At 72.7% G+C, this 21,851-nt stretch carries 22 protein-coding genes; 12 read left to right on the top strand and 10 right to left on the bottom strand.

Translation table 11 applies throughout. From position 1 onward, the window contains the following. Positions 1-36: 36 nt before the first annotated feature. The 5 genes from ACIBEF_RS09310 to ACIBEF_RS09290 all read right to left on the bottom strand — a co-directional run bounded on the left by ACIBEF_RS09310 (position 37) and on the right by ACIBEF_RS09290 (position 5,538). Positions 37-1,305 (bottom strand): hypothetical protein, encoded by a 1,269-nt coding sequence (locus ACIBEF_RS09310; protein ID WP_396792549.1) that lies wholly within the window; start codon positions 1,303-1,305, stop codon positions 37-39. Further along, the gene (locus tag ACIBEF_RS09305; protein WP_396792547.1) at positions 1,302-1,823 is read right to left on the bottom strand and encodes a SigE family RNA polymerase sigma factor; all 522 of its coding nucleotides are present in this window, start codon (positions 1,821-1,823) and stop codon (positions 1,302-1,304) included. Before ACIBEF_RS09305 ends, ACIBEF_RS09310 begins: the two co-directional genes overlap by 4 nt. A 107-nt stretch (positions 1,824-1,930) precedes the next feature. Further along, the gene (locus ACIBEF_RS09300) at positions 1,931-2,857 is read right to left on the bottom strand and encodes a hypothetical protein (RefSeq protein ID WP_396792545.1); all 927 of its coding nucleotides are present in this window, start codon (positions 2,855-2,857) and stop codon (positions 1,931-1,933) included. Next, on the bottom strand, positions 2,844-4,103 hold the full coding sequence (locus ACIBEF_RS09295) for a hypothetical protein (RefSeq protein WP_396792543.1): 1,260 nt from the start codon (positions 4,101-4,103) through the stop codon (positions 2,844-2,846). The genes ACIBEF_RS09300 and ACIBEF_RS09295 overlap by 14 nt, the downstream gene beginning before the upstream one ends. Positions 4,104-4,305: 202 nt before the next feature. Continuing rightward, on the bottom strand, positions 4,306-5,538 hold the full coding sequence (locus ACIBEF_RS09290; RefSeq protein ID WP_396792541.1) for an MFS transporter: 1,233 nt from the start codon (positions 5,536-5,538) through the stop codon (positions 4,306-4,308). A gap of 68 nt (positions 5,539-5,606) precedes the next feature. On the opposite strand from ACIBEF_RS09290, the gene ACIBEF_RS09285 reads away from it, so the two are divergent. The 9 genes from ACIBEF_RS09285 to ACIBEF_RS09245 all read left to right on the top strand — a co-directional run bounded on the left by ACIBEF_RS09285 (position 5,607) and on the right by ACIBEF_RS09245 (position 12,760). After that, complete coding sequence (locus ACIBEF_RS09285; protein ID WP_396792539.1) at positions 5,607-6,122, top strand: MarR family winged helix-turn-helix transcriptional regulator; 516 nt, start codon at positions 5,607-5,609, stop codon at positions 6,120-6,122. 55 nt (positions 6,123-6,177) lie between these two features. After that, positions 6,178-6,693 (top strand): DUF2087 domain-containing protein, encoded by a 516-nt coding sequence (locus ACIBEF_RS09280; RefSeq protein WP_396792537.1) that lies wholly within the window; start codon positions 6,178-6,180, stop codon positions 6,691-6,693. 52 nt (positions 6,694-6,745) lie between these two features. Next, complete coding sequence (locus ACIBEF_RS09275; RefSeq protein WP_238669826.1) at positions 6,746-7,222, top strand: MarR family winged helix-turn-helix transcriptional regulator; 477 nt, start codon at positions 6,746-6,748, stop codon at positions 7,220-7,222. A gap of 75 nt (positions 7,223-7,297) precedes the next feature. After that, positions 7,298-7,711 (top strand): DUF6069 family protein, encoded by a 414-nt coding sequence (locus tag ACIBEF_RS09270; RefSeq protein ID WP_357223976.1) that lies wholly within the window; start codon positions 7,298-7,300, stop codon positions 7,709-7,711. A 248-nt stretch (positions 7,712-7,959) separates the two neighbouring features. Beyond that, positions 7,960-9,639, top strand: coding sequence for an ATP-binding cassette domain-containing protein (locus tag ACIBEF_RS09265; protein ID WP_396792536.1), 1,680 nt, complete (start codon positions 7,960-7,962; stop codon positions 9,637-9,639). 30 nt (positions 9,640-9,669) lie between these two features. Beyond that, complete coding sequence (locus ACIBEF_RS09260) at positions 9,670-10,251, top strand: GNAT family N-acetyltransferase (protein WP_396792534.1); 582 nt, start codon at positions 9,670-9,672, stop codon at positions 10,249-10,251. 2 nt (positions 10,252-10,253) lie between these two features. Next, the gene (locus ACIBEF_RS09255; protein WP_124771597.1) at positions 10,254-10,679 is read left to right on the top strand and encodes an Hsp20/alpha crystallin family protein; all 426 of its coding nucleotides are present in this window, start codon (positions 10,254-10,256) and stop codon (positions 10,677-10,679) included. A gap of 71 nt (positions 10,680-10,750) precedes the next feature. Beyond that, positions 10,751-11,749, top strand: a complete 999-nt coding sequence (locus ACIBEF_RS09250) for a tyrosine-type recombinase/integrase (protein WP_396792532.1) — start codon at positions 10,751-10,753, stop codon at positions 11,747-11,749. A gap of 165 nt (positions 11,750-11,914) precedes the next feature. Then, complete coding sequence (locus ACIBEF_RS09245) at positions 11,915-12,760, top strand: LLM class flavin-dependent oxidoreductase (RefSeq protein ID WP_396792531.1); 846 nt, start codon at positions 11,915-11,917, stop codon at positions 12,758-12,760. A gap of 7 nt (positions 12,761-12,767) precedes the next feature. On the opposite strand, the gene ACIBEF_RS09240 is transcribed toward ACIBEF_RS09245, so the two are convergent. Together ACIBEF_RS09240 and ACIBEF_RS09235 are read right to left on the bottom strand one after the other, a co-directional pair. Continuing rightward, positions 12,768-13,943, bottom strand: a complete 1,176-nt coding sequence (locus ACIBEF_RS09240; protein ID WP_396792529.1) for a PQQ-binding-like beta-propeller repeat protein — start codon at positions 13,941-13,943, stop codon at positions 12,768-12,770. Between the two features lie 30 nt (positions 13,944-13,973). Beyond that, on the bottom strand, positions 13,974-15,677 hold the full coding sequence (locus ACIBEF_RS09235) for an acyl-CoA dehydrogenase family protein (RefSeq protein ID WP_396792527.1): 1,704 nt from the start codon (positions 15,675-15,677) through the stop codon (positions 13,974-13,976). 147 nt (positions 15,678-15,824) lie between these two features. Between ACIBEF_RS09235 and ACIBEF_RS09230 the strand changes: the two genes are divergently transcribed. Genes ACIBEF_RS09230 through ACIBEF_RS09220 form a run of 3 tightly spaced genes read left to right on the top strand, consistent with a single transcriptional unit; the run spans position 15,825 to position 18,671 of the window. Beyond that, positions 15,825-16,283, top strand: a complete 459-nt coding sequence (locus ACIBEF_RS09230; RefSeq protein WP_396792525.1) for a hypothetical protein — start codon at positions 15,825-15,827, stop codon at positions 16,281-16,283. Beyond that, positions 16,270-17,463, top strand: a complete 1,194-nt coding sequence (locus ACIBEF_RS09225; protein ID WP_396792523.1) for a low temperature requirement protein A — start codon at positions 16,270-16,272, stop codon at positions 17,461-17,463. Before ACIBEF_RS09230 ends, ACIBEF_RS09225 begins: the two co-directional genes overlap by 14 nt. Beyond that, positions 17,460-18,671, top strand: a complete 1,212-nt coding sequence (locus ACIBEF_RS09220) for a low temperature requirement protein A (protein ID WP_396792522.1) — start codon at positions 17,460-17,462, stop codon at positions 18,669-18,671. The genes ACIBEF_RS09225 and ACIBEF_RS09220 overlap by 4 nt, the downstream gene beginning before the upstream one ends. Here the strand turns inward: ACIBEF_RS09220 and ACIBEF_RS09215 are convergent. The 3 genes from ACIBEF_RS09215 to ACIBEF_RS09205 are packed head-to-tail and all read right to left on the bottom strand — an operon-like array spanning position 18,638 to position 21,582. Continuing rightward, positions 18,638-19,354 carry a thymidine kinase gene (locus ACIBEF_RS09215; RefSeq protein WP_396792520.1) on the bottom strand — a complete coding sequence of 239 codons (717 nt, stop codon included), beginning with the start codon at positions 19,352-19,354 and terminating at the stop codon, positions 18,638-18,640. The genes ACIBEF_RS09220 and ACIBEF_RS09215 overlap by 34 nt on opposite strands. Positions 19,355-19,410: 56 nt before the next feature. Continuing rightward, the gene (locus ACIBEF_RS09210; RefSeq protein WP_396792518.1) at positions 19,411-20,802 is read right to left on the bottom strand and encodes an MFS transporter; all 1,392 of its coding nucleotides are present in this window, start codon (positions 20,800-20,802) and stop codon (positions 19,411-19,413) included. Positions 20,803-20,820: 18 nt separating this feature from the next. Next, entirely contained in the window at positions 20,821-21,582 is a 762-nt protein-coding gene (locus tag ACIBEF_RS09205; protein WP_396792790.1) for a glycerophosphodiester phosphodiesterase, read from the bottom strand. Positions 21,583-21,851 lie beyond the last annotated feature (269 nt).

The following is a 21,851-nucleotide window of genomic DNA, read 5'->3' as shown; positions in this document are numbered from 1 at the left end:
CGGTGAGCACCGTATTTACTGTTGTCGGGAGCTGGTTCAGGAAGCGACCGGGACGTCGGTGGTGGCCCCGCTGGCGTCGGTGACCCGTACCTCGGTCGCTGTCGCGGGCAGCAGTGCCGCGTCCGCGCCGGCGTCCTGCCACTGGCCGTCGCCGATTCGGTAGCTCAGCGCTGACCCCACGGCGGCGACGAGAACGCCCTGGTCGTCGGGCAGTCGTAGCCGCACAGGCAGGGGTGCCGACCAGTCCGCGTTCGTGCTGGCCACCGCCTCGAACGGCAGATACTTGCCGGCGAGCAACGCGATGACGCGGGACGGGCCGTCGTCGTACTGGACGGTTTCCACGAGGAGCCGCCGGCCGTCGGGGGTTGCCCCGTAGACCCACAGGAGGGGAGAGCCGTTGTGCGTGTGCACTCCGACCGGGTCGATGTATTCGGCGAGGGCTTCGATCGGCGCGTTCACCTGCGCGGCAGCCGGGTCGGTGCCCCAGACCTGCTCCGCACCCGGCAACGTGTGCCGCAGCATCGGTATTGCGGACCGATCCTGTTTGCCGGCGAAGAGGATCTCGCTCGTGCCGTCGATGTGAATCGCGTTCTGCCGTTGAACGGGAGTCCGGGTGAGCGCGACGGTGACCTTCGTGCGCTGCGGCGGCACCGACAACACCGCCGCACCGTCTCGGAACACCACCGGCTCGAAGGTCCGCTCGACCTTGCCATCGGGCATGGACCGCAGTTGCGCGGAGAACTCCACCGGTTGCCCGAAGTCCAGCACAAGGAGCACGTCGCGCTGCGATCCGAGCAGTACCGCCTGCTCGAGGCCGTCTGTTTCGCTGTCGGTGGCCTGCGTCAGGGTGCGCACGCGCGGGCCACCGGCGGTGGGTTCGACGAACCCCACGGTCGTGCCGTGCGCGGTGGCGTGGGCCACGTAGGCGGCCGGACCAGCAGGCGTGACTCCTGCCCACACGACGTGCGGCTCGCCGCGCGTCCGATCTCCGACCTCCTTGATCCGGCGCTGCCACACCTCGCGGACCTGCCGCAGGTAACCCTGGTCGGTGGCCAGATCACCGCGGGCCGGCTGGTCGAGCAGCGGAGAGGCGGCACGGGTGTCTCCGGCGTCGCCGGGCAGGTCGAGAACGCCAGCCACGGGCACGGCCACCACGGCCGCGCAGACCGCCGCCAACAGCGCTCGCCGGCGCACCACCCGCCGCCGCCCGCCCCGACGCACCTCAGCGAGCAGGCCCGGCGGGCTGACCAGGTCATCCGTCGCGCGATGCAGGATGCCGCGCACGTCACTGTCGTTCATGGTCATCGCGAACTCCCGGTTCCAGTGATGGGTATGACGAGGTTCGATTCCGCCAGCGCCTCGCGCAGCCGAGCCAAACCACGGGAGGCGTGACTCTTCACCGCACCCTCTGAACAGCCCATCGCCGCCGCGACGTCGACCACCGGCAGGTCTTCCAGGTAGCGGAGCACGACAGCGGCCCGCTGCCGGGCCGGCAACGCCCGCAGCGCCCCGACGACCAGTTCACGCACCGCCACCGCGTCGGCGTGGTCCCGGGCAACCCCGTCATGCTCGCCCAGCGACTGTTCCGGACGGCGGGCACGCCACCGCCACCGGTTGATCGACCGGTTGACCAGCGCCCGTCGCGCGTACGCCTCCGGGCTGCTCTGCACCCGACGCCAGCGCACGTACACCTGCTCCAGCACCTCCTGGAGCAGGTCCTCGGCGGCGTGCCGGTCGCCGGTCAGCAGGAAGGCAACCCGCAACAGCACCGCCGACCGTGAGCGAACGAAGTCGTCGAACTCCGCCCCGCGCGAATCCCTCATCTGACCTCCCGGCTTCGTCAACCAGCAAGACACCGGACGGGCTCGCGAGGTTTACCGGTCCGGCGGTCCGGACCCGATGGAGGGCGCGGGTGGTGAACGCCCGGCTGTCAGTAGGGGCAGGTCCGCCCGTCGCGCACCATCTGCGCGTACTCGGCGCCGGTGATGCGCAGCCGATCGGTCTCGGTGCCGTCCTTGGCCCGACATCCGTCGGACGGGCTGAGGTAGACCCAGGCGTAGGCCGAGTCGTCCGCGCGCCCGGTCACCTCGAACGGCTTGTCGCCGGGTGCCGAGATCACCATTGTCTGACGTCGTCCCTCGGCCAGGTAGTCCAGCTCCAGTCGCCATCGGCAGTGCTGCTTCGCGCTGAGCGCTCGTACCTGGATGACGTTCTTCTCACCCTTGGGCAAGGTGATCTTGTGAGTGGCGAAGAACGGGACACCGGCGTCGGCGCCACCCGGGTCGTCGACGAGCATGCGGGGGTTCGGTCGATCCACGTGTGTCACGAGGACGATCTTCTGCGAGTCGCCCTGCGAGGGGTTGGGCTCGTGAATCCCGGTGAGCGGGGGCCCGCAGGGCTCGACGAGGACGGGTCGGAGGTCGACGGCCTCGGCCGCCTCCTCCCGGGTGCCGACGAGGGTGATCTCCCAGCTGCTCCGTTCGATGTCGACCGCGCCGGCCTCGACGGCCGGATCGTCCGGCCGCTTGGCGTCGAGCCGGGCCAGGTCGGAGTCGGCGGGGTAGACGTAGTCGAACGCACCCTCCTGCGGGTAGGGGATGTGCTTGAGGTCCAGGACGACGACGGGCCCCCGGCCGGCCAACTGCTCGGCCAACTCGTTCGCCGGCTTCCACTGGTTGATCATGCCGAGGACGACGGCCCCGAGCCAGGTGGCGACGGCCCCGACCACGATCGTCAGCAGCCAGGTGACGGGACGCTTCCACCAGGCGACGGTTGCCGGGGCGGGCGGCGACGCCGGGGCCGGCGCAGCCGGAGCGGCGGCCCTACGGCGACGCGGTCGCTTGTCACGTGGGCTCATGGACCGGCGTCTCCTGCGTGTCGATGGACGGATCGGTGTCGAGGAGCCGGCGGGCCAGCAGCACGGGCAGCGCGACGAGCCAACCCCAGGCCGCGCCGAAGCGCAGCGAGGGGGTCAATTGCACGCCCAGGAACTCCCAGGGAGCACAACCGGTAGGGGAGTCCAAGATGGCGCAGCCGACAACGACATCGGACGTCGCGGTCAGGGCGGCCGCCGCGATCGTGGCACCCCAACAGACGACGACGAGCCCGAGGCGATGCCCGGAGTTCGGCAGCCCGGCCAGTAGCGCCCACAGCAGGAGCCACAGCACCAGCAGCAGGGCGAGGGCGAGCACCGACCTGTGCGCCCACTCGTCCATCGACAGGGGATTCGGGTCGACCTCGTGAGTCAGCCGGTAGCCCACGTCGTCGCGGGCGCGTGGCGGCAGGGACAGGGCGGGGCGGTGCAGGAATTCCCCGAGCAGCGCCAGGAAACCTCTCCCCGAATAGCTGTCCCACACCGCCTGGGTGCCGTTGATCAGGAGGAGCACCAGCACCGGAAGGACGCCAGCCAGGGCAAGATTAGCGCTGCGTCCTCGCGCGTCGCCGATCAGCGGAACGCGGGGGGCCGGCTCGGTGTCGTCAACCGCATCCTGGGCCTCGTCTTCGACCTCGCCGTCGCCTTCGTCGGTGTTCTTGTTCAGCCGGTTCAGCAGCATCATGGCCAGGCTGGAGCCACCAACCAGGAATGCGTTCGTGACTGCCAACAGGCAGCCGAGAAAGAGGGCATCGGACGTCCACCCCGCCAGCGCCAGGTGCGCGCTGGCGAGGAGCGTGGAGTGGTCCAGCGCCTCGTTGGCGTACCAGCCGGTGGGGGCGGTACGCACACGGACCACGAGGGTGGCCCACCAGAGCAGATCGCCGATTGCCGTTGCGGTGAGGGCGGCGGCCGCACCGATCATCGCCGCGATGAGCGGGTGCATCTGTCTGGTGACGAGACCGCAGACCAGGTACGTCGACACCGCGAGCAGCAGGATCACGACCCAGCGGATCAGCGGCGTCACCGCGTCCATCATGGGAGCGGTCATGGCGTCGAGGGGGGCGAAGAAGACGAACCCCTTCGCCATGAGCGTCGGGAAGTCGACCGCGGTCCGCGTGACGGTGAACGACCCCGTCATCGAGCGCACCTCGGCGGTGACCCTCAGGTACAGGAGGATGGCCTCCGCCGCGGCGAGCACGGCGATGACAATCCTGAATAGTCGGCTCATGTCGCCGGCCTCGTCCCGGAGAGGGTCGTCACACCGTCAGTCTCTCGCATCGCGCCGCCTCGTACAGACCCCTGGAAGCAGGTGCCGACGCCTCAGCGGGCCCCGGCACAGCCCGCGAGGAGCGGCGGTAACGGCGGTGACTCTGTCGAGGTTGCCGACATCCTTCCGGGCGCCGGTCACCGCGCGTCGACGTTCGGTCCGGTCAACGGACGGCGGCGGGGTCGGCGGGTTGCGGTTGCGGGGTCGCCGGCCAGGTCAGTCGGCGTACGCCGGGAACGAGGGCGGTGCCCGCGCAGGAGGCGAGCACCAGAAGGCCGGCGACGGCCAGCGGGACGGGTGCGCCGAACGCGTCGGCGGCCAACGGCGCCAGCGCGTAGCCCAGCGGCATGGCGCCCAGCGACACCAGCCAGTCGTAGGAGGTGACCCGGGCCAGGACCTCCGGCGGGAAGTGGTGCTGCACGACGGTCTCCCACACCGGGTTGAGGTAACCGAGGGCGGTCAGTGCCACCGCGTAGGCGGCGATGACCGCGGGGGCGGGCGCGGCGACGGCGAGCAGGAACAGCGGGGCGGCGTAGCAGGCCAGCCCGAGGTTGGCCAGCAGCACCGGCCGGTGCAGCCGGACCCGCCCGGCCAGCAGCGATCCGGTCAGCATTCCGATCGCGCCGGCCTGCAACAGCAGCACCCAGGTCGTCTCGCCGCCGAGACGGTCGATGGCGACGGCCGGCCCGAGGGTCATCAGCACGGCGGCGGCGCCGTTCCAGACGCCGTGCCCGAGCAGGCTGGTCCAGAACCAGTCGCGGGCGCGTACCTCGCCGAAGCCGTGCCGCAGGTCGGCGAGGACGGAGCGGCGGGGGACCGGCACGTGGCGGACCCGCACCAGCGCGAGGAGCGCGGCGCTGAGCGCGAACGACGCACCGTCCAGGATGAACGCCCAGCCGGGACCGGCGGCCCAGATCAGCGCGCCGGCCAGCGCCGGGCCGGCGAGGCGGCTGGTGTTGGCGGTGATTCCCATCAGCGCGTTGGCGCGCTGCCGCTCGGCCGGCTCGACGGTGCCGGCGACCAGCGGGGAAGCGGTAGGGATGGCGAACGCCGAGGCGGTGCCGCCGAGCGCGGACGCCACGACCACTGTGGTCAGCGACGGGTCGCCGCCGAGCAGTTCCACGCCGACCGCGAGTTGCGTGGCGCAGCGGACCAGGTCAGCCAGGAGGGCGACCCGGCGGGCGTCGAACCGGTCGGCCACCACCCCACCGAACGGCAGCAGGACCAGCCGGGGCACGACCGCCGCGGCGAGGACGACGGCCAGCGCGCCGGTGGAGCCGGTGGCCCGCAGCACGGCCAGCGCCAGGGCGGCGGGCACCACCGCGTCGCCGAGCGCGGAGATGGTGCGCCCCAGGAACAGCAGTCGGAAGGAGTGGTCGCGCAGTGGGTGAGCCATGGCCTCAACATACTTCGGCGTCAAATATTTTGACAACGAATATTTCGGCGTTGAGGTAAGGTGCCACGGTGACCACAACTCCGGACGCCGTCGACCGGCACATCGAGCGTTGGCTGCCCGTGGTGCCCGACCTCGACGCGGACGTCGAGGGGGCGGTGACCAGGATGATCCGACTAACCCGGCACCTGCGGGCCGTCAAGGAGCGGGTCCTGGTCGACTTCGACCTACCGGCCCACGAGTACGACACCTTGCACGCCCTGGCCGGCCGCGGTGGCCGGGCGGCACCCTCGGACCTCGCCGCGGACCTCACGATGGCCCCCGCCTCGATCACCGCGCGGGTGGACGCGCTGCTGCGACGGGGCTTCGTCCGCCGGATTCCGTCGACAGTCGACCGTCGACGCGTCGATGTGGAGCTCACCGAGGCGGGCCAGGCCGCCTGGCGCGGGGCGATGGAGGTCCAGGGCGCCGAGGAGCATCGCCTGTTCGGCGCGCTCACCCCGACCGAGCGACGACACCTCTCCACCCTGCTGCGCCGGGTGCTGCTCGTCGCCGAAGAGCCACCGAGCGCGCCCCAGACCGACTGAGCGGGGCCGAAAAACGCGTGGCGGCGCGCGTACCGCTGATGCGAGGGTGACCGGCGTGACTGCGCATGTGCTGGCCGGGGCCCTGGCCGACGACGGACGGCGACGGACCTTCGCGGCGATCGTGCTGGGTGCGACCAGCGCGACCGAGGTCGCCGCGCGGACCGGCCTGCCGGCGCGGGTGGTGCTCACCGGGGTCCGCCGGCTCACCGACGCGGGCCTTGTCATCTGCGCGGACGGCGCGCTCGCGGCCGACGAGGCGTCGCTGCGGGCCGCCGCGCGTGACCGCCGGCCGGCCGACGACGCCGACCCCGGCGTCGACCCGGTCCTGCGGACCTTCCTGCGGGCGGGCGTCCTGGTGAGCCTGCCGGCGCAGCGCGGCCGGCGTTGGGTCCTGCTTGCGCACATCGCCGAGCAGTCGTTCGAGCCGGGCACCCGCTATCCGGAGCGGGCCGTCGACGACGCGCTCAAGCCGTGGTGCGCCGCAGGCGGGTCGGATCACGCGACGCTGCGCCGGTATCTGATCGACGAGCAGTTGCTCACCCGCGAGCACGGCATCTACCAGCGGCTCTGAACGTCGACTTCGGGAACCGTCTGGTCGCGGAGGATCTTGCTAGCCTCGGCGCATGACCTCCTGCACGCCGTCCGATGGCCCGCCGGACCTGTTGTTTCTGCTCTCCTGGGCGAGTCACGCGTTGCAGACCGAGCACGCCGCCGGGCTGGCCGAGCTGGGCATATCGCCGCGGGCGCACTACGTGCTGGCGCAGGCCCACACCGGCGAGCTGACCCAGCGGGAGATCGGCGAGCGGTGCGGTGTGGACAAGACCACGATGGTGGTGACGCTCGACCAGTTGGAACGGGCCGGGCTGGCCGAGCGCCGCCCGGTGCCAACGGACCGGCGGGCCCGGATGGTCGCTGTGACTCCAGCGGGGGAGCAGGTGCTGCGGCAAGCGCAACAGGTGGTCCGACGCATCCAGGACGACCTGCTGGCAACCCTGCCCGAGCAGGACCGGGAAGTGTTCCTGCGGGCTCTCCTGGGGCTGGTGAGCGGACCACTGGCCAACACCTCCCCGTATGCGCCGGGTGCACGCTCCGGTTGTTAGTTCTGAAGGAGATAGTTCCGAACAAGATTATCTGTTACGGTCGTACTCGTTCGTTTCCCTGAACGAGGAGCCGTCATGAGTGCTGCCACCGTCACGACCCCTGCCCCCTCCTTGCTGCGCCGCCGCGCCCTCGGCGTCGCCGCCGCTGTCGTGGCCCCCCTGGCTATCTGGGCGATCGGGGCGTTGGCCGGAGTCGACTACACCGTCGAGAGCCCGGGCCAGCCCGCCACTGTCATCGGGGCCGGCGCGATCGTCATGATCGCCCTGGTGGCCGCGCTGCTCGGCTGGGCGTCGCTGGCGCTGCTCGAGCGGTTCGCCAGCCGGGTCGCTCGACCGGTCTGGATCTCGCTGGCCATCGTCGTGACGGTGCTGTCCTTCGTCCCCGTGCTCAGCGTCGAGGCCACCGGCGGTGCCAAGCTGGCCCTCGGCGCGACGCACGTGGCCGTGGCGGTCGCGCTGATCGCCCTGCTACCCCGCCCCCGCCGGTAACCGCCCCCTGGTATTCCCCGCCGCCCACCCCGTGTCGCGCGGACCACGGGGTGGGCAAAAACCGGTAGGAGCGGGGAGATCGTCGCTGTTAGCATCGCCGTCATGGCACGAGGTATCTGGTCGCAGAAGGTCCGCTCCGCCCGCTGACGGCGGCGCCCTTCGTTCTGCTGAATTCGCGCTCGCCGTCCCGGTTCCCGCCGGGCGGCCGTTAGCTGCTGCCCGGCTCCATCGCGAGCTGCGGAGCACCGTTGAACCTCATACCGAACCCCGAAACCATGTCCCGGCCCGTCGAGGCCGGCAGCGCGCACGTCCGCGCCACCGACGTCACAGTGACCCGCGGGTCCCGTCGCGTCCTGACCGACGTCTCGGTCACCGTCTCCGCCCGTTCGAGGGTGGCGGTCGTCGGCGAAAACGGCCGCGGTAAGACGACGCTGCTGCACGTCCTCGCCGGGCTGATCACGCCGGACGGCGGCACCGTGCGGCGGGCCGGCACGATCGGACTGGCCCGCCAGGAGCTGTCCGCCCGCGACGGCGAGACGGTCGGCACCCTCACGTCCGAGGCCCTCGCCGCGTCGCTCACCGCCCTCGCCGCGCTTGACCAGGCGACTCTCGCCCTGGCCGCCGGAGCCCCGAGCGCCGAGGACCGCTACGCCTGCGCGCTCGACGCGGCCACCCGCCTCGACGCGTGGGACGCCGAGCGCCGCGTCGACGTGGCACTGGAGGCCCTCGACGCCTGCACCGACCGCGACCGCCCCCTGGCGACGTTGTCGGTGGGGCAGCGCTACCGGGTGCGGCTGGCGTGCCTGCTCGGCGCCCGCCATGATGTGCTGCTGCTCGACGAGCCGACCAACCACCTCGACGCCGGCGGCCTGGATTTCCTGACCCGCCGGCTCCGCGAGCATGACGGCGGTCTCGCCGTCGTCAGCCACGACCGGGCGCTGCTACGCGACGTCGCGGACCGGTTCCTCGACCTCGACCCCACCCACGACGCGAAGGCGCGGCTGCACGCCGGCGGTTATGACGCCTGGCAGGACGCCCGCCGTCGCGAGCGGGAGCACTGGGAGCAGGAGTACGAGCAGCAGCAGACCGAGCGTCGACGACTCCAGGACGCGGTGTCGAAGGCCCGCGACCGGCTCTCCACCGGCTGGCGACCGGACAAGGGGACCGGCAAGCACCAGCGCCAGTCCCGCGCGCCGGGCGTCGTGCAGGCCCTGAACCGGCAACAGGACGCGCTCCAGGCACACCGGATCGACGTACCGAAACCACCGCCGGCGCTGCGGTTGCCGGACCTCGGCGTACGGCAGGGCGCGCCGCAGGTACGCGCGCAGGGTGTCGCCGTCGACGGGCGGCTCGCCAGTCGGGTCGACCTCAGCCTCGACGGCGGTGACCGGCTGCTCGTCACCGGGCCCAACGGCGCCGGGAAGTCCACACTGCTCGCGGTGCTCGCCGGAGCGCTCGAACCCTCCGTCGGGTACACCTGGACGGCGAGGGGGGCCCGGGTCGCCCGGCTCACCCAGGAGACCGCTGGGCAGGCCCTCGACCTCACCGCCGACGAGGTGTACGCCGGCCAGGTGGGACGACTGGTGTCCGCTGGGGTGCTGCCCGCCGCCGAGGCCGTGTCGCTCGGATCGCTCGGGCTGCTGGACTCCGCCGCGACGCGTACGCCCGTCGGGCGGATGTCGCAGGGACAGCAGCGCCGCCTCGATCTGGCACTGGTCCTGGCCGGGCGGCCCACAGTGATCCTGCTCGACGAGCCGACCAACCACCTGTCGTCGACGCTTGCCGACGAGCTGACCGCCGCGATCCGTGCGACGAGTGCCGCTGTCGTCGTCGCCACCCACGACCGGCAGTTGCTGCGGGACCTGGCCGACTGGCCGCTGCTGCGGGTCGGCGAGCCCACGACACCGGGCACCCGGGCGACCGGATAAAGCCGTTGACCGGGCGGTGATGATCAACAGGTGACCGTCACCGCCCGACCGACCTGGACGACAAGCGCCAGCCGGCCCGACCACCCCGACGCAGTTCTGCTGCTGCGCGAATACATGACCGAGATGGTGGTCCGCTACCACCGTCGTCCGGCCCGGCCCGGTGAGGTCGACGCCGCCCTGGCCGAGATGCCCAGCGACGACCTGACCGCGCCGAGCGGGCTGCTCCTGCTCGCGCACCACGGCACCGACCTGGCCGGCTGCGCCGGTCTGCGCTGGCAACCGGGATGGGCCGAGCTGACCCGGGTGTTCATCCGCGGCGAGCATCGCGGCGTCGGTGGGGGTGCCGTGCTGCTGGCCGCCGTCGAGGAGCGGGCCCGCGCGGCCGGGGTGGACCGGATCCGGCTCGACACCCGCAACGACCTGGTCGAGGCCCGCGCCCTGTACGCCCGGCACGGCTACGTGGAGATCCCGGCGTACTCGCGGGGCCCCTACGCCGACCACTGGTTCGAGAAGCAGTTGACGTTCGCTTGCGAAGGCGCTAAACAAGAAGAGGAAGTTGAGTCACCCCGGCTCAACTCATCACCTTCGGCCAGGAGATCCGAGGAGGCATGACCATGTTGATGCGTACCGACCCGTTCCGCGAGATCGACCGGCTCGCCGAGCAGTTCTTCGGTACGGCGGCCCGTCCCGCGACGATGCACCTGGACGCCTACCGCGACGGCGACCACTTCTACGCGGCGTTCGACCTGCCCGGCGTCGACCCGGACAGCATCGACTGCACCGTCGAGCGCAACGTGCTCACCGTCCGCGCCGAGCGTCGCCGGCCCGCCGGCGACGGCGTCGAACTGGTCGCCGCCGAACGCCCGATGGGCACCTTCACCCGGCAACTGTTCCTCGGCGACACGCTCGACACCGACAAGCTGGAGGCCGGCTACGAGAACGGGGTGCTGACGCTGCGCATCCCGGTTGCCGAGCGCGCCAAGCCCCGCCGGGTGACCATCCAGGCCAACGGCGCCGCCCGCCGGGAGATCAACGCCTGACCCGACACGGTGACGGGTGGGATCGGCGCGCCTGCACGCCGATCCCACCCGAGGCTGAGAGCCTTTTTCACATGGTGTTCTCCGACGCTCCGGTGCTCGCCCGCCCGTCCGCGCCACCGGCGCTGCCGAGCGGGCCGGTCGAGGTCACCGAGGCGTGGCTGCGCAACCGGCGGCTGTCCGAGCACACCCGGGACGCCTACCGACGTGACGTCACCGGCTGGCTCACCTGGTGCGGCGGTCACGACCTCGACCCGCTGCGGGCCACGTTCCTGCACGTCAACGAATACGCCCGCGCCCTGGAGAGCAGTCTCGGCACCCGCAGTGGCCGCCCGCTGACCCCGGCGACCGTCGCCCGCCGACTCTCGGCGCTGTCCAGTTGGTACGACTTCCTGGTCAAACTGGGCGCTGTGCCGGCCAACCCGGTCTCCGGCGCTGACCGCCCCCGCGTCGACCGGGACCACTCCGCCACCGTCGGGCTCACCCCCGAGGAGGTGGACTCCCTGCTCAGCGCCGCCGACGCGGACACCGGCGCGACCGCCGTCCGCAACCGGGCGGCCCTCGCGCTCCTCGCCGACCTGGGCCTGCGGGTCGGGGAGCTGATCTCGCTGGACCTGACCGACCTCGGCACCGAACGCGGCCACCGCAGCGTGCGTTTCGTCGGCAAGGGCGGCAAACAACGCCGCCGCGCCCTCACCCCCGGCACTGGGCACGCCCTGGACGCCTACCTGGCCCAGCGGGCCGCCACCACCGGCGTGCCGGTGCCGCAGCTCACCGGCCCGCTGCTGGTCACCGCCAGCGGTGCCCGGCTGGACCGGCACTCGGTGTTCCGGATGGTCCGTCGGCTCGCCCGCGCCGCCGGCATCCCGGCCTGGGCGAAGCTGTCCCCGCACTCGCTGCGGCACGCCTTCGCCACCACGGCCCGCTCGGAGGGCGTGCCGTTGGAGGACGTGCAGGACGCCATGGGGCACGCCGACCCGCGCACCACCCGCCGCTACGACCGGGACCGGCACAACCTCGACCGCGACCCGGCCTACGCGGTGTGGGCGGCCCGGTCGCGTCGTCGCGGCTGAGCAGCGCGGGCGGCACTGCCGCTTCTCCGCCTCTGCCCCGCGGACGGCGGCAGACGCAGGTCGGCAGAAGCTCTCACGCCGGCGGTATGCCGCCGGGGCCCGACACCTTCGGCCCCGTGACACTCGCCGCGGCCCAGTGTCAGGCCCCCGCCCTACGGTCGGCGGATGAGACACGGTCTGGAGATTTCCTGCGGTGGGGCCTCGATAGCGGTGTCCACACTGGTCGAGCTGGGTGAGCTGGCCGAACGCGCCGGCTGGGACGGTGTGTTCCTGGAGGACTACCTGATCCACTATTCCGGAGACGAGCCGTTCACCTACGACCCGTGGCTCGTCCTCGCCGGGATCGCCGGGCGCACCGACCGGGTGCGACTGGGCACCACCGTCACCGCGCTGCCCCGACGCCGTCCGGCGAAGTTGGCGCGGGAGGTTCTCACCCTCGACCACCTCAGCGCGGGCCGGGCGACAGTGGCGGTCGGTGTCGGTGACCCCGGCGATCGGGGTCTGGTCGCCTTCGGCGAGAAGACCGAGGTGTCCGTGCGGGCCGCGATGCTCGACGAGGGTCTCGACCTGCTGACCGGGCTGCTCAGCGGTGGGCGGGTCAGTCACCAGGGCACCCACTACCGCGCCGATGGGGTGTCGCTGCGGCCTGCGCCGGTGCAGTCGCCGCGGGTGCCGGTCTGGGTCGGCGGGAGCACCCAGGCCGGGGCGGTGCGCCGCCGGGCCGCCCGCGCCGACGGCATCGTGCCGTACAAGCTCACCGACACCGACGGATGGTCCGACTTCACCCCCGACGAGGTCCACGACCTGGCGAACGCCCTGCCATCGACGCGCGCCGACGGTCAGCCCTTCGACGTGGCCATCGGCGGCCGGCGACGTCGCTCCGACGAACGCGCCGAACGGGCCTACCTCGGCGAGCTGGCCACCGCCGGGGCCACCTGGTGGTTGGAGTTCGTCCCGGCCGGCGATCCGGCGACGATGAGCGCAGCCGTTGCCCGAGGCCCCCTACGCTGACCCGGGGTCACGGGGCGTCGAGGGGCCAGAACGTCACACGGGCCGTGCCGTCGCGGCAGATCAACCCGGCGCCGACCCGGCGGCAGTCGGTCACACCCGCCGGGAGCACAGCGGACACGCGATGCCCGTCGCGCCCCACCGTCGCGACCAGGGAGCGCCTGCCGTCGGCCGCGATCCCCAGCACCACCAGGGGTTCCGTGGCGACCCCTGGCCCAGCCACCGTTCGCCAGCGCGCCCCGCCCGGCCACGTCCACACCCGCACCCCGCTGCCCGCGTCGATCGCCCAGCGTCCCTGCTCGTCCTGCCCGCAGAGCAGACCCTGGCAGGGCCGCAGGATCAGCTCCCCCGGCTGCACCGGCGACGACCAGCGCGGCACCAGCCCGGGTAGGTCGTAGCCGGTCAGCGCCACCGCGCCGCCGCGCGGGTGGCGCAGCACCAGGTACGCCCCGACGACCTGGGGATTGTCCGGGCCGTAGTCGGCCGGCGGAAGCTGTCCCCGCCCACGTTCGGTGCCGTCGCGGGCGTCGAGCAGCCGGACCAACCCGTCGTCCTGCACCAACAGCACCCGCCCCGGCAGGCCGGGCAGCGCCCGCAGCACCGCGGTGGAGGGCAGCGGGACCGACCACCGGGTCGCGCCGGTGGCCGGGTCGACGCCGTGCACCGTGCCCTCGACCCGCCGACCCGGTTCGGAGGCGCTGCGCACCTCGCTCACCGCGACCGCCGCGTCCCCGGCCGCGTACACCCGCTCGGGTCGCCGCCATACCGGCTCGCCGGTCCGCAACGACCGCCCGGTGGTCATCCGTGCCCCGAGCGCCTGGTCGCGCTCGACCAGCAGCAACACCTCACCGGCGACCTCGGCGGACCACCCGGCGGCGGGCGGCACGGTGACCCGCCACCGCGGCGGGCCGTTCGGCGCGGCCGAGTCGTAGGCGCTCAGCGTCGGCGGGTTCGGCTCAGGGTCGACGACCAGCAGCAGCGGCCCCGCGCCCAGCACGGTCGCCCGGGCGGGCAGCGCCGGCCCGGGCTGCGGCGTCAGGCGCGCGGCCGGGGCGGCACCACCGAGCAGCAGGACACAGGCCGCCACCAGCACCGCCACCCGCCACCGGCGGGACACCTGCGGCGGTGGTCGGCGCTCGTCCAGCGGCGCGCCCCTGTCGTCACCCAGCTCGATCAGCACCGACATGGCGTTCACCCGTCCGCTCGCGCCGGCCGGTCAGCAGAGCAGGTCGAGGTGATGGTGGGCGTCCTCGGCGATCTCCTCGTGCCGCAGCCAACGGCGCGCCCACAGCCGGGCGGCCAACTCCGCCTGCTCGTCGCCCCACGCGGCGTGCTCGACGAGCAACGAGGTGGTCAGCGCGTACGCCAGGCGCAACGCCAGACCGCGGGCGCCCGCGAGCACCGCCGGCGCACCCGGTTCGACGGTCACCGCGGCGATGGTCTCCGCCAACTGCGCGGCGGCGGTGGCCAGGGTGTCGGCCAGCACCGGCGACAACGGCCGCGCGAGGTCGACGGCGGCGGTCAGCCGGCTCAGCAGCGGCGTCCCGGCGTCCTCCCGCGTCAACGCGCGCAGCACGTCCAGGGCCAGCACATTGGTGGTGCCCTCCCAGATCGGCAGCACCTGGGCGTCGCGCAGCAGGCGGGGCACGCCGGTGTCCTCCACGTAGCCGGCCCCGCCGAAGCTCTCCACGTACTCGCTGGCGGAGCTGACGGCGAGCCGACCGGTGGCCAGCTTCGCCAGAGGGGCCACGATGCGCAGCTCGGCCGCGGCCTCCGGGTCGGCGCCGACCTCGACCCGCCCGAGCAGGGCGAAGGCGTGCCCGGCGAGAGCGAACGCGCCCGCCGCGTCGACCGCGAGGGTGCCCAGGGTGGCCCGGTGCAGGGGCGAGGACACCAGCGGGCCGCCGGCGACGTGCCGCGCCTCGGCGTACGCGCGGGCGTAGGCGAGACCCCGTCGCATCCCGCCGGCCGCCGCCGCGGCGTTGTGCACCCGGGTCACCACGACCAGGGTCATCGCCCGGACCAGACCGGGCACCGCCGGGTCACCCAGCGGGAGGGCGTACGCGTCGCGCAGGCCGATCTCGGCGGTGGGCAGCGCCCGCGTGCCCAGCTTGTCCTTGAGCCGGTGCACTGTGACACCCGGTGCGGGTGCGCCGGGCGCCGCGCCGTCGGCCAGCGGTGAGTCAACCGCGTACCGGGGAACGAGGAACGGGGCGAGCACCCGGCTGCCCCGCCCGGCGCCCTCGGGCCGGGCCAGCGCCACCGCCATCGCCGCGTCGGCGGCGGAGCAGAACCACTTCTCCCCGGTCAGCCGCCACGAACCGTCCGCCGCGGGTCGGCCGAGGGTGCTGGAGCGGCCCAGATCGGAACCGCCCTGCGACTCGGTCATCCACTGCCCGCTGGTGATCGCCGTGGCCGGGTCCGTGGAGATCAGCCGGGGCAGCCACGTGTCGCGGACCGTGGCGTCGACGTCGGGCGTGCTGAGCAGCGCTGCCGCCCCGTCGGCCATCGCCACCGGGCAGGAGAACGTCGCGGACTCCGGTCCGTACAGGTGCAGCAGGGCGTGCTGCACGACCCGCGCGGCGGCACCCCAGGTGCCCCGCGCGTCCGGCAGGTAGGGCAGCGCCACCACGGCGTGTCGGGCGGCGGCGGCACGTTGCGCCTGCCAACCGGCGGAGGTGTCGATGCGGTCGATCCGGGCACCCCACGGGTCGTAGCGGACCAGCGTCGGCGGGTGCGCCTCCGCGTCGGCGTGCGCCGCGCGCAGCGGGCCGGTGACGTCGGCGGCCAGGTCCGCGAGACGGCCCTTCGCGGCGGCGTGCCCGCCCGGGCCGAGGTGACGCTCCAGCCAGGACCGCAGCAGACCATCGCCGGCGTACGGGTCGACGGGGGGTGGTACCGGCTGCACGAAGCGGCTCATCGATCGGCTCCTGGCACTGCTCGGGGGGTGTGCGCCGACGGTAGACGATGCGGGGCCGCCGCGAACAGGGCACACCCGCCCATCGGGCGCACCCAGTTTCCGGCTTGTCGCCCGTCGGCGTGACCGTCTTCTCTACGGTCGGTAGTCGTGGGTGCGGGCCAGTCGTGGAGCCGACCGGCCCGGCGTCACCGCCCGATGCGCACCGGGTTGGCGTTCGCCGGGTTCGGCGTGGCGCTGTGCTGCGTGGGGGTGGCCGGGCTGGGCGCCTGGAACCTGCAGACCGTCCGGCAGGCCGCCGGCCCGATCCGGGAGACCGCCGACGGCTTCCTCAGCGAGGTGGCCCTCGGCGACAGCGACCGGGCGTACGAGCGGCTCTGCGAGGACGCGCGCAGCCGGTGGAGCGCGATCGGCTTCACCAGTTGGGTGCGGACACCACCGATGGTCACCGACTACGAGATCACCGACGTGTCGGTCGCGACCCGCAGCGGACGACCGCAGGGCACGGTGACGGTGAAGGTGACCCGCGACGGCGGGCTCAGCGAGGAACGGCGCCTGCCGGTGGTCCGTGAGGACGGGGACTGGCGGGTGTGCGGTGACCCGTTCTGAGCCCTCACTCGCCGCCCCGGTGCGCCCGCAGCTGCTGCGACCACGTCAGGGGGTGCAGCCGACCACCTCGACGGAACTCTTCTTCGACCTGGTCTTCATCTTCACCATCACCCAGCTGTCGCAGTATCTGATCACGCACCTGGACTGGCGTGGCGCCGCACGTACCGGACTGCTGCTGGCGCTGGTCTGGTTCGTCTGGGTGTACACCACCTGGGTGACCAACTGGTTGCAACCGGACCAGGGGCCGGTGCGGACGATGTTGATCGGGGTGACGCTAGGCAGCCTGCTGTTGTCGGCGGCGATCCCGCAGGCGTTCGACGCTACCGGCCTGCTCTTCGCGGTGGTGTACGTGACCGTGCAGGTGGGCCGTACCCTGTTCGCGCTGTGGGCCATCCAGGGCAGTGCCCAGCTGGTCGTCGCATTCCAGCAGACGCTGCCCTGGATCACCGGGACGTCGGTGCTCATGGTGCTCGGAGGCCTTGTTGGCGGGTCGGCCCGGGAGGCGTTGTGGGCGGCGGTGATCGTGATCGAGGTGGTCGGTCTGTCGATCGGCTATCCACTGCCGGGGCGGGGCCGGAGCCGCCCCGAGCGGTGGATGGTGGAGGGCGGGCATCTGGGCGAGCGGTGCGGGGCGTTCGTCCTGATCGCGTTGGGTGAGTCGATCCTGGTTACCGGTAGCACCCTCACGTCGCACGTGGACCTGGTGACGTCCGGGGCGTTCCTGTTGGCGTTCGCCGGCTCGGTGGCGCTGTGGTGGGTGTACTTCGCGCGGTCGGCTCCGGCCGCCAGGGAGGTCATCGCCCACGCTGGCGAGCGCACCGGCGCGTTGAGTCGGGTCGCGTTCAACTACCTGCACCCGGTGATCGTCGCCGGTGTCATCGTCACGTCGGCGGGCGACGAGCAATTGCTGCGGGAGCCCGGCGCGCCCACCAGCACGGTCGCCGCGCTGTTCATCCTGGGTGGCCCGGCGTTGTTCCTGGCCGGGCACGCCGCCTACAAGGCGTTGCTGTGGCGGACCGTGCCGACGAGCCGGCTCACGGCGGTGGTGGTCCTGCTGGCGCTGATACCGGTCGGGGTGGCGTTGGGCGTACCCGTCGCGGTGTGCGCCGCGCTGGCGGTGGCGGTGACGGTCGCCGTGATCCTGACCGACCGGCTCCGGGTACGGGCGAGGGTGCGGTGACCCTGTCCTCGCCGGGCTCCGGGCCGCTTCACCCGCAGCTGCTGCGCCCGCGCCGGGGCGTGGAGCGGACCACCTCCACCGAGCTGTTCTTCGACCTGGTCTACGTCTTCACCATCACCCAGTTGTCGCACTACCTGGTCGAGAACCTCAACTGGCGGGGTGTCGGGCGGACCGCGGTGCTGCTGGGCCTGATCTGGCTGGTGTGGATCTACACGGTGTGGGCCGGCAACTGGCTGCACCCCGACCGCACACCGGTGCGGGCCACGCTGCTGGTGGTGACGCTGGGCAGCCTGCTGCTCGCCGCGGCGCTGCCCACCGCGTTCGGCGACAACGGCCTGCTCTTCGCCGGAGCGTACGCGGCGGTGCAGGTGGGACGCACCGCCTTCTCCCTGTGGGCGATCCGCGGCGAACCGTGGCTCGCTGACAGTTTCCGGCAGTGTGTCGTCTGGATCGCGGGCACCGCGGCGCTGGCGGTCGTCGGTGGGCTGGTGGACGCCCCGGCCCGAGAGCTGATCTGGATCGCGGTGATCGCCGTCGACTCGATCGGGCTGGCGACCGGGTTTCCGGTGCCCGGGATGGGGCGCAGCAGGCCGGAGCACTGGCGGGTGGGCGGGCACCTGGCCGAACGCTGTCAGGCGTTCATCCTCATCGCGCTGGGGGAGTCGATCCTGATCACCGGTGGGACGCTGACGCAGCGGCTGGACCGGGTGACGATCGCCGCGTTCCTGCTCGCCTTCGCGGGCTCGGTGGCCCTGTGGTGGGTGTACTTCGACCGGGCGCAGGCCAGCATGGCGGCATTGGCGCACGCGGGTGCGCGGGCCGGCCGGCTCTCCCGGCTGGTGTTCAACTATCTGCACCCGGTGATGGTGGGCGGCATCGTCGTCACCGCCGTCGGTGACGAACGGCTGCTGCACGACCCTGGCAAACCGGTCGGCTGGTCGAGCGCCCTGGTTGTTCTGGGCGGTCCCGCGCTGTTCCTGGCCGGGCACGCCGCGTACCAGATGACGCTCCGGGACGACGGGGTGGTCGCCCGGGTCGCCGCGGCGCTGCTGTTGCTCGCGCTGTGCCCGGCGGCGGTGGCGCTGCGGGCGCCGGTCGCGTTGGCCGCCGGGGCGGCGCTGCTGGTCACGGTCGGGGTGATCGTGGCCGATCGGGTGTCCGGGCGGCGGGCCCCTCAGTCGCGGGGGCCGAGGTCGCCGCTGCGGTAGTGCCGGCGGCAGAGCACCTGGTAGCGCACCTCGGCGGTGTCGACGGTGTCACCGATGACGACCTGGGCGCCCTCACGGACGACCCGCCCGTCGACGACGCGGGCGTTGAGCAGCCCTTCGCGCCCGCACCAGCAGAGCACCTCGACCTGGATGCGGGCCACCTCGTCGGCCAACTCGAACAGGCGTTGCGCGGCGGGGAACATGCGCGACCGGAAGTCGGTGGCCAGGCCGAACGCGAACACGTCGACGTCGTAGCTGTCGACCAGTTCGGCCATCTGCTCGACGTGCTCGACGGTGTAGAAGCACGCCTCGTCGCAGATCAGGTAGTCCACGCGTACCCCGTCGGCCCACCGGCCGCGCACCAGGGCCCGCAGGTCCAGGTCGTCGGTGACCTCGATGGCCTCGTGGGCCAGACCGATGCGGGTGGTGACCTGCGGTCCCAGCGACCGGTCGATGCGGGTGGTGACCAGCCCGCGCCGGCCCTGCCGGGCGTGGTTGTAGTTCATCTGCAACGCCATCGTGGACTTGCCGCAGTCCATCGGCCCCCAGAAGAACTTCAACGCCGCCGCGTGCACCGGCCGCCCGTCGAGCCCACGCGCCGCCGCGCACCCGGCCGGAGCGTGCGGCTGGCCGGGGAACGGATGGGCCAGGCAGGTCGGGGCGGTGGTGGCGTCGTCAGTCACGGTCGGGCAGCCTAGCCGATCGACCACTCCTGATCTGTCGGGCGCGGGACGCGTGCTCAGAGCACCCGCGGTGGCGTGTTGCCGGCGGCGAGTATGGCACGGCGCATCGGTACGGCGGCGAGGAGCAGGAAACCGACCACGAAGAAGATCAGCAGTGAGACCAGGCCCACCCGGTAGGAGGAGGTGAGCTGGAACACCAGGCCGAAGGCGAGCGGGCCGAGCCAGCTGGTGCCCTTGTCGCTGATCTCGTAGAAGCCGTAGTACTCGCCTTCCTTGCCGGTGGGGATGAGCTGGCTGAACAGCGACCGGCTCAGCGCCTGGCTGCCGCCCAGGACCAGGCCGATGGCCGCGCCGAGGACCATGAACGGCACCGGCGCCTCGGCGGGCAGCCGGAACGCGGCGATGATCACACCGGTCCAGAGGACCAGGCTGAGCAGGACCGTCTTCCACGCGCCGATACGCCGGGCCAGCGCGCCCAGGCTCAACGCTCCGCCGAAGGCGAGGAACTGCACCAGCAGGATGGTGATGATCAGGGTGCTCTGCTCCAGGCGCAGTTCCTCGGTGCCGTACTGGCTGGCCAGGGTGATGACGGTCTGGATGCCGTCGTTGTAGACCAGGAAGGCGAGCAGGAAGTACAGCGTCAGCGGGTACGCCTTGATCTCGCGGACGGTGCGGCCGAGCTGGCGGAACCCGTCGGTGAGAATGTTGCCGCCGCCGGCCAGTGCCGCCGCCGGCGGGCGCTCACGCAGCCACCGCAGCGGGACCAGCGTGAACAGCGCCCACCAGACACCGGCGGACACGATCGACCAGCGGGCCAGGTCCAGGGTGCGTTGCGGGTTGTCACCGTCGTCGAGCAGGGTGATCGCGACCAGGTTGAGCGCCAGCAGCAGACCGCCGCCGAGGTAGCCCAGCGCCCAGCCGCGACTGGAGATGCCGTCGCGTTCGTCGGGCCCGCCGAGCTGCGGCAGGAACGAGTTGTAGACCACGATCGCGGCGCCGAACGAGATGTTGGCGACCAGGAAGAGCGCCCCGCCGAGCAGGTACCGGTCGCCGGTGACCAACGCCATCGCGATGGTGGCGCCGGCGCCGGTGAACGCGGCACCGCCGAGCAGCCGCTTCTTGTGCGCCGACCGGTCCGCGATCGCCCCGATGACCGGCAGCACGAACACGGTGAGGAACACCGACAGCGAGATCAGGTACGGGTAGTAGGACCCGGCGGCGACCTTGATGCCGAGCGGGTACACGAAGCCGTCGCACGAATCCGCACCCAGCTCGCACCCGGCCGCCACCTCGGCGACCGTGGTCAGGAACGGGCCGAGGAACACGGTGATGACGGTGGTCTGGAACGCGGAGTTGGCCCAGTCGTAGATGTACCAGCCCCGGCGCTCCCGGCGGGTGCTCGCGGGAGGCGGGGTGTCGTCCACCGTGGGGGTCACGGTCTCGGCCATCGGGGTCCTTGGAATGGTTCAGGCGGCCCAGTGGCCGCGGCTGCGGTAGACGTCGCGCAGCACGCCGACGTGATCGGTCATGATGCCATCCACGCCACGATCCAGTAAGTCGTGCATCTGGGCGGGTTCGTCGATCGTCCAGACGTGCACCTGCAGGCCGATCCGGTGGCAGTAGTCGAGGAACCGGCGGTCCACCACCGGCACCCGCCCGTAGCGCGGCGGCACCTGCGCGGCGACCACCGACGGCGGCAGCCGCAGCGGACGCCCGTGCAGGGAGGCCAGCCGCAGCCGGGCGACGCCGCGCATGCCGAGGCTGGTGGCGACGCGTCCCTCGGTGAGCGCCCGCAGCCGGGTCAGCCGGGCGTCGCTGAACGAGGCGAGCAGCACCCGGTCGCCGGCGCCGGCCCGGGTCACTGTCGCGACCGTCGGCTCGACGCCGTCGTCGGCCTTCACGTCGATGTTGAAGCGGACCTGCGGCCACGCCCCCAACACCTCGTCGAGCCGGGGTACGACGGCGGCGCCGCCGACGCGTACGGAGGCGAGGTCCGCCCAGCTCATCTCGCCGATGCGCCCCGCCTCGCCGGTGACCCGGCGCAACGTCGGATCGTGGAAGATCACCGCGACGCCGTCGGCGGTGGCGTGCACGTCGGTCTCCACGTACCGGTAGCCCAGCCCGATGGCCCGGGCGAACGCCTCGGTGGTGTTCTCGTCGCCCTCGGCGGCGCCGCCACGGTGGGCGAACGCCAGCGGCGCGGGCGCGTCGAGGTAGCCGAATCGCATCAACACGCAGCGCAGTATGCCTGCCGTCGGTGGAGCGCGGGTGGCCTACCGGCGAAGATCAGACCGGGGCCGCCCGGCGTCCTAACCCGTCCGGGCTCCGGCGGCCGCAGCTCACGCCCCGGACCGGTCCCCGGGCACCACCCCGGCGCCCCGGTCTGCGGCACCCGGTCTGCGGCGCCCGGTCTTCTTCCTTTGCTCTGCACCCGCGGATGCGCCGCCTACCGACGGTGACTGTCGCCTGCGCGGGTGCAGAGCAAAGGGCGTGCGCA

The sequence above is a fragment of the Micromonospora sp. NPDC050795 genome, from assembly GCF_044456785.1.
Classification (GTDB): domain Bacteria; phylum Actinomycetota; class Actinomycetes; order Mycobacteriales; family Micromonosporaceae; genus Micromonospora.
The sequence above is the reverse complement of the archived record's forward strand: the minus strand, read 5'-3'. Positions and strand labels throughout refer to the sequence as shown.

Bases quoted from the DNA above. Each gene is read 5' to 3' on its own strand.
- ACIBEF_RS09310 (WP_396792549.1), bottom strand. From the start codon at position 1,305: ATGACCATGAACGACAGTGACGTGCGCGGCATCCTGCATCGCGCGACG.
- ACIBEF_RS09305 (WP_396792547.1), bottom strand. From the start codon at position 1,823: ATGAGGGATTCGCGCGGGGCGGAGTTCGACGACTTCGTTCGCTCACGG.
- ACIBEF_RS09300 (WP_396792545.1), bottom strand. From the start codon at position 2,857: ATGAGCCCACGTGACAAGCGACCGCGTCGCCGTAGGGCCGCCGCTCCG.
- ACIBEF_RS09295 (WP_396792543.1), bottom strand. From the start codon at position 4,103: ATGAGCCGACTATTCAGGATTGTCATCGCCGTGCTCGCCGCGGCGGAG.
- ACIBEF_RS09290 (WP_396792541.1), bottom strand. From the start codon at position 5,538: ATGGCTCACCCACTGCGCGACCACTCCTTCCGACTGCTGTTCCTGGGG.
- ACIBEF_RS09275 (WP_238669826.1), top strand. From the start codon at position 6,746: ATGACCTCCTGCACGCCGTCCGATGGCCCGCCGGACCTGTTGTTTCTG.
- ACIBEF_RS09270 (WP_357223976.1), top strand. From the start codon at position 7,298: ATGAGTGCTGCCACCGTCACGACCCCTGCCCCCTCCTTGCTGCGCCGC.
- ACIBEF_RS09255 (WP_124771597.1), top strand. From the start codon at position 10,254: ATGTTGATGCGTACCGACCCGTTCCGCGAGATCGACCGGCTCGCCGAG.
- ACIBEF_RS09250 (WP_396792532.1), top strand. From the start codon at position 10,751: ATGGTGTTCTCCGACGCTCCGGTGCTCGCCCGCCCGTCCGCGCCACCG.
- ACIBEF_RS09245 (WP_396792531.1), top strand. From the start codon at position 11,915: ATGAGACACGGTCTGGAGATTTCCTGCGGTGGGGCCTCGATAGCGGTG.
- ACIBEF_RS09240 (WP_396792529.1), bottom strand. From the start codon at position 13,943: ATGTCGGTGCTGATCGAGCTGGGTGACGACAGGGGCGCGCCGCTGGAC.
- ACIBEF_RS09235 (WP_396792527.1), bottom strand. From the start codon at position 15,677: ATGAGCCGCTTCGTGCAGCCGGTACCACCCCCCGTCGACCCGTACGCC.
- ACIBEF_RS09210 (WP_396792518.1), bottom strand. From the start codon at position 20,802: ATGGCCGAGACCGTGACCCCCACGGTGGACGACACCCCGCCTCCCGCG.
- ACIBEF_RS09205 (WP_396792790.1), bottom strand. From the start codon at position 21,582: ATGCGATTCGGCTACCTCGACGCGCCCGCGCCGCTGGCGTTCGCCCAC.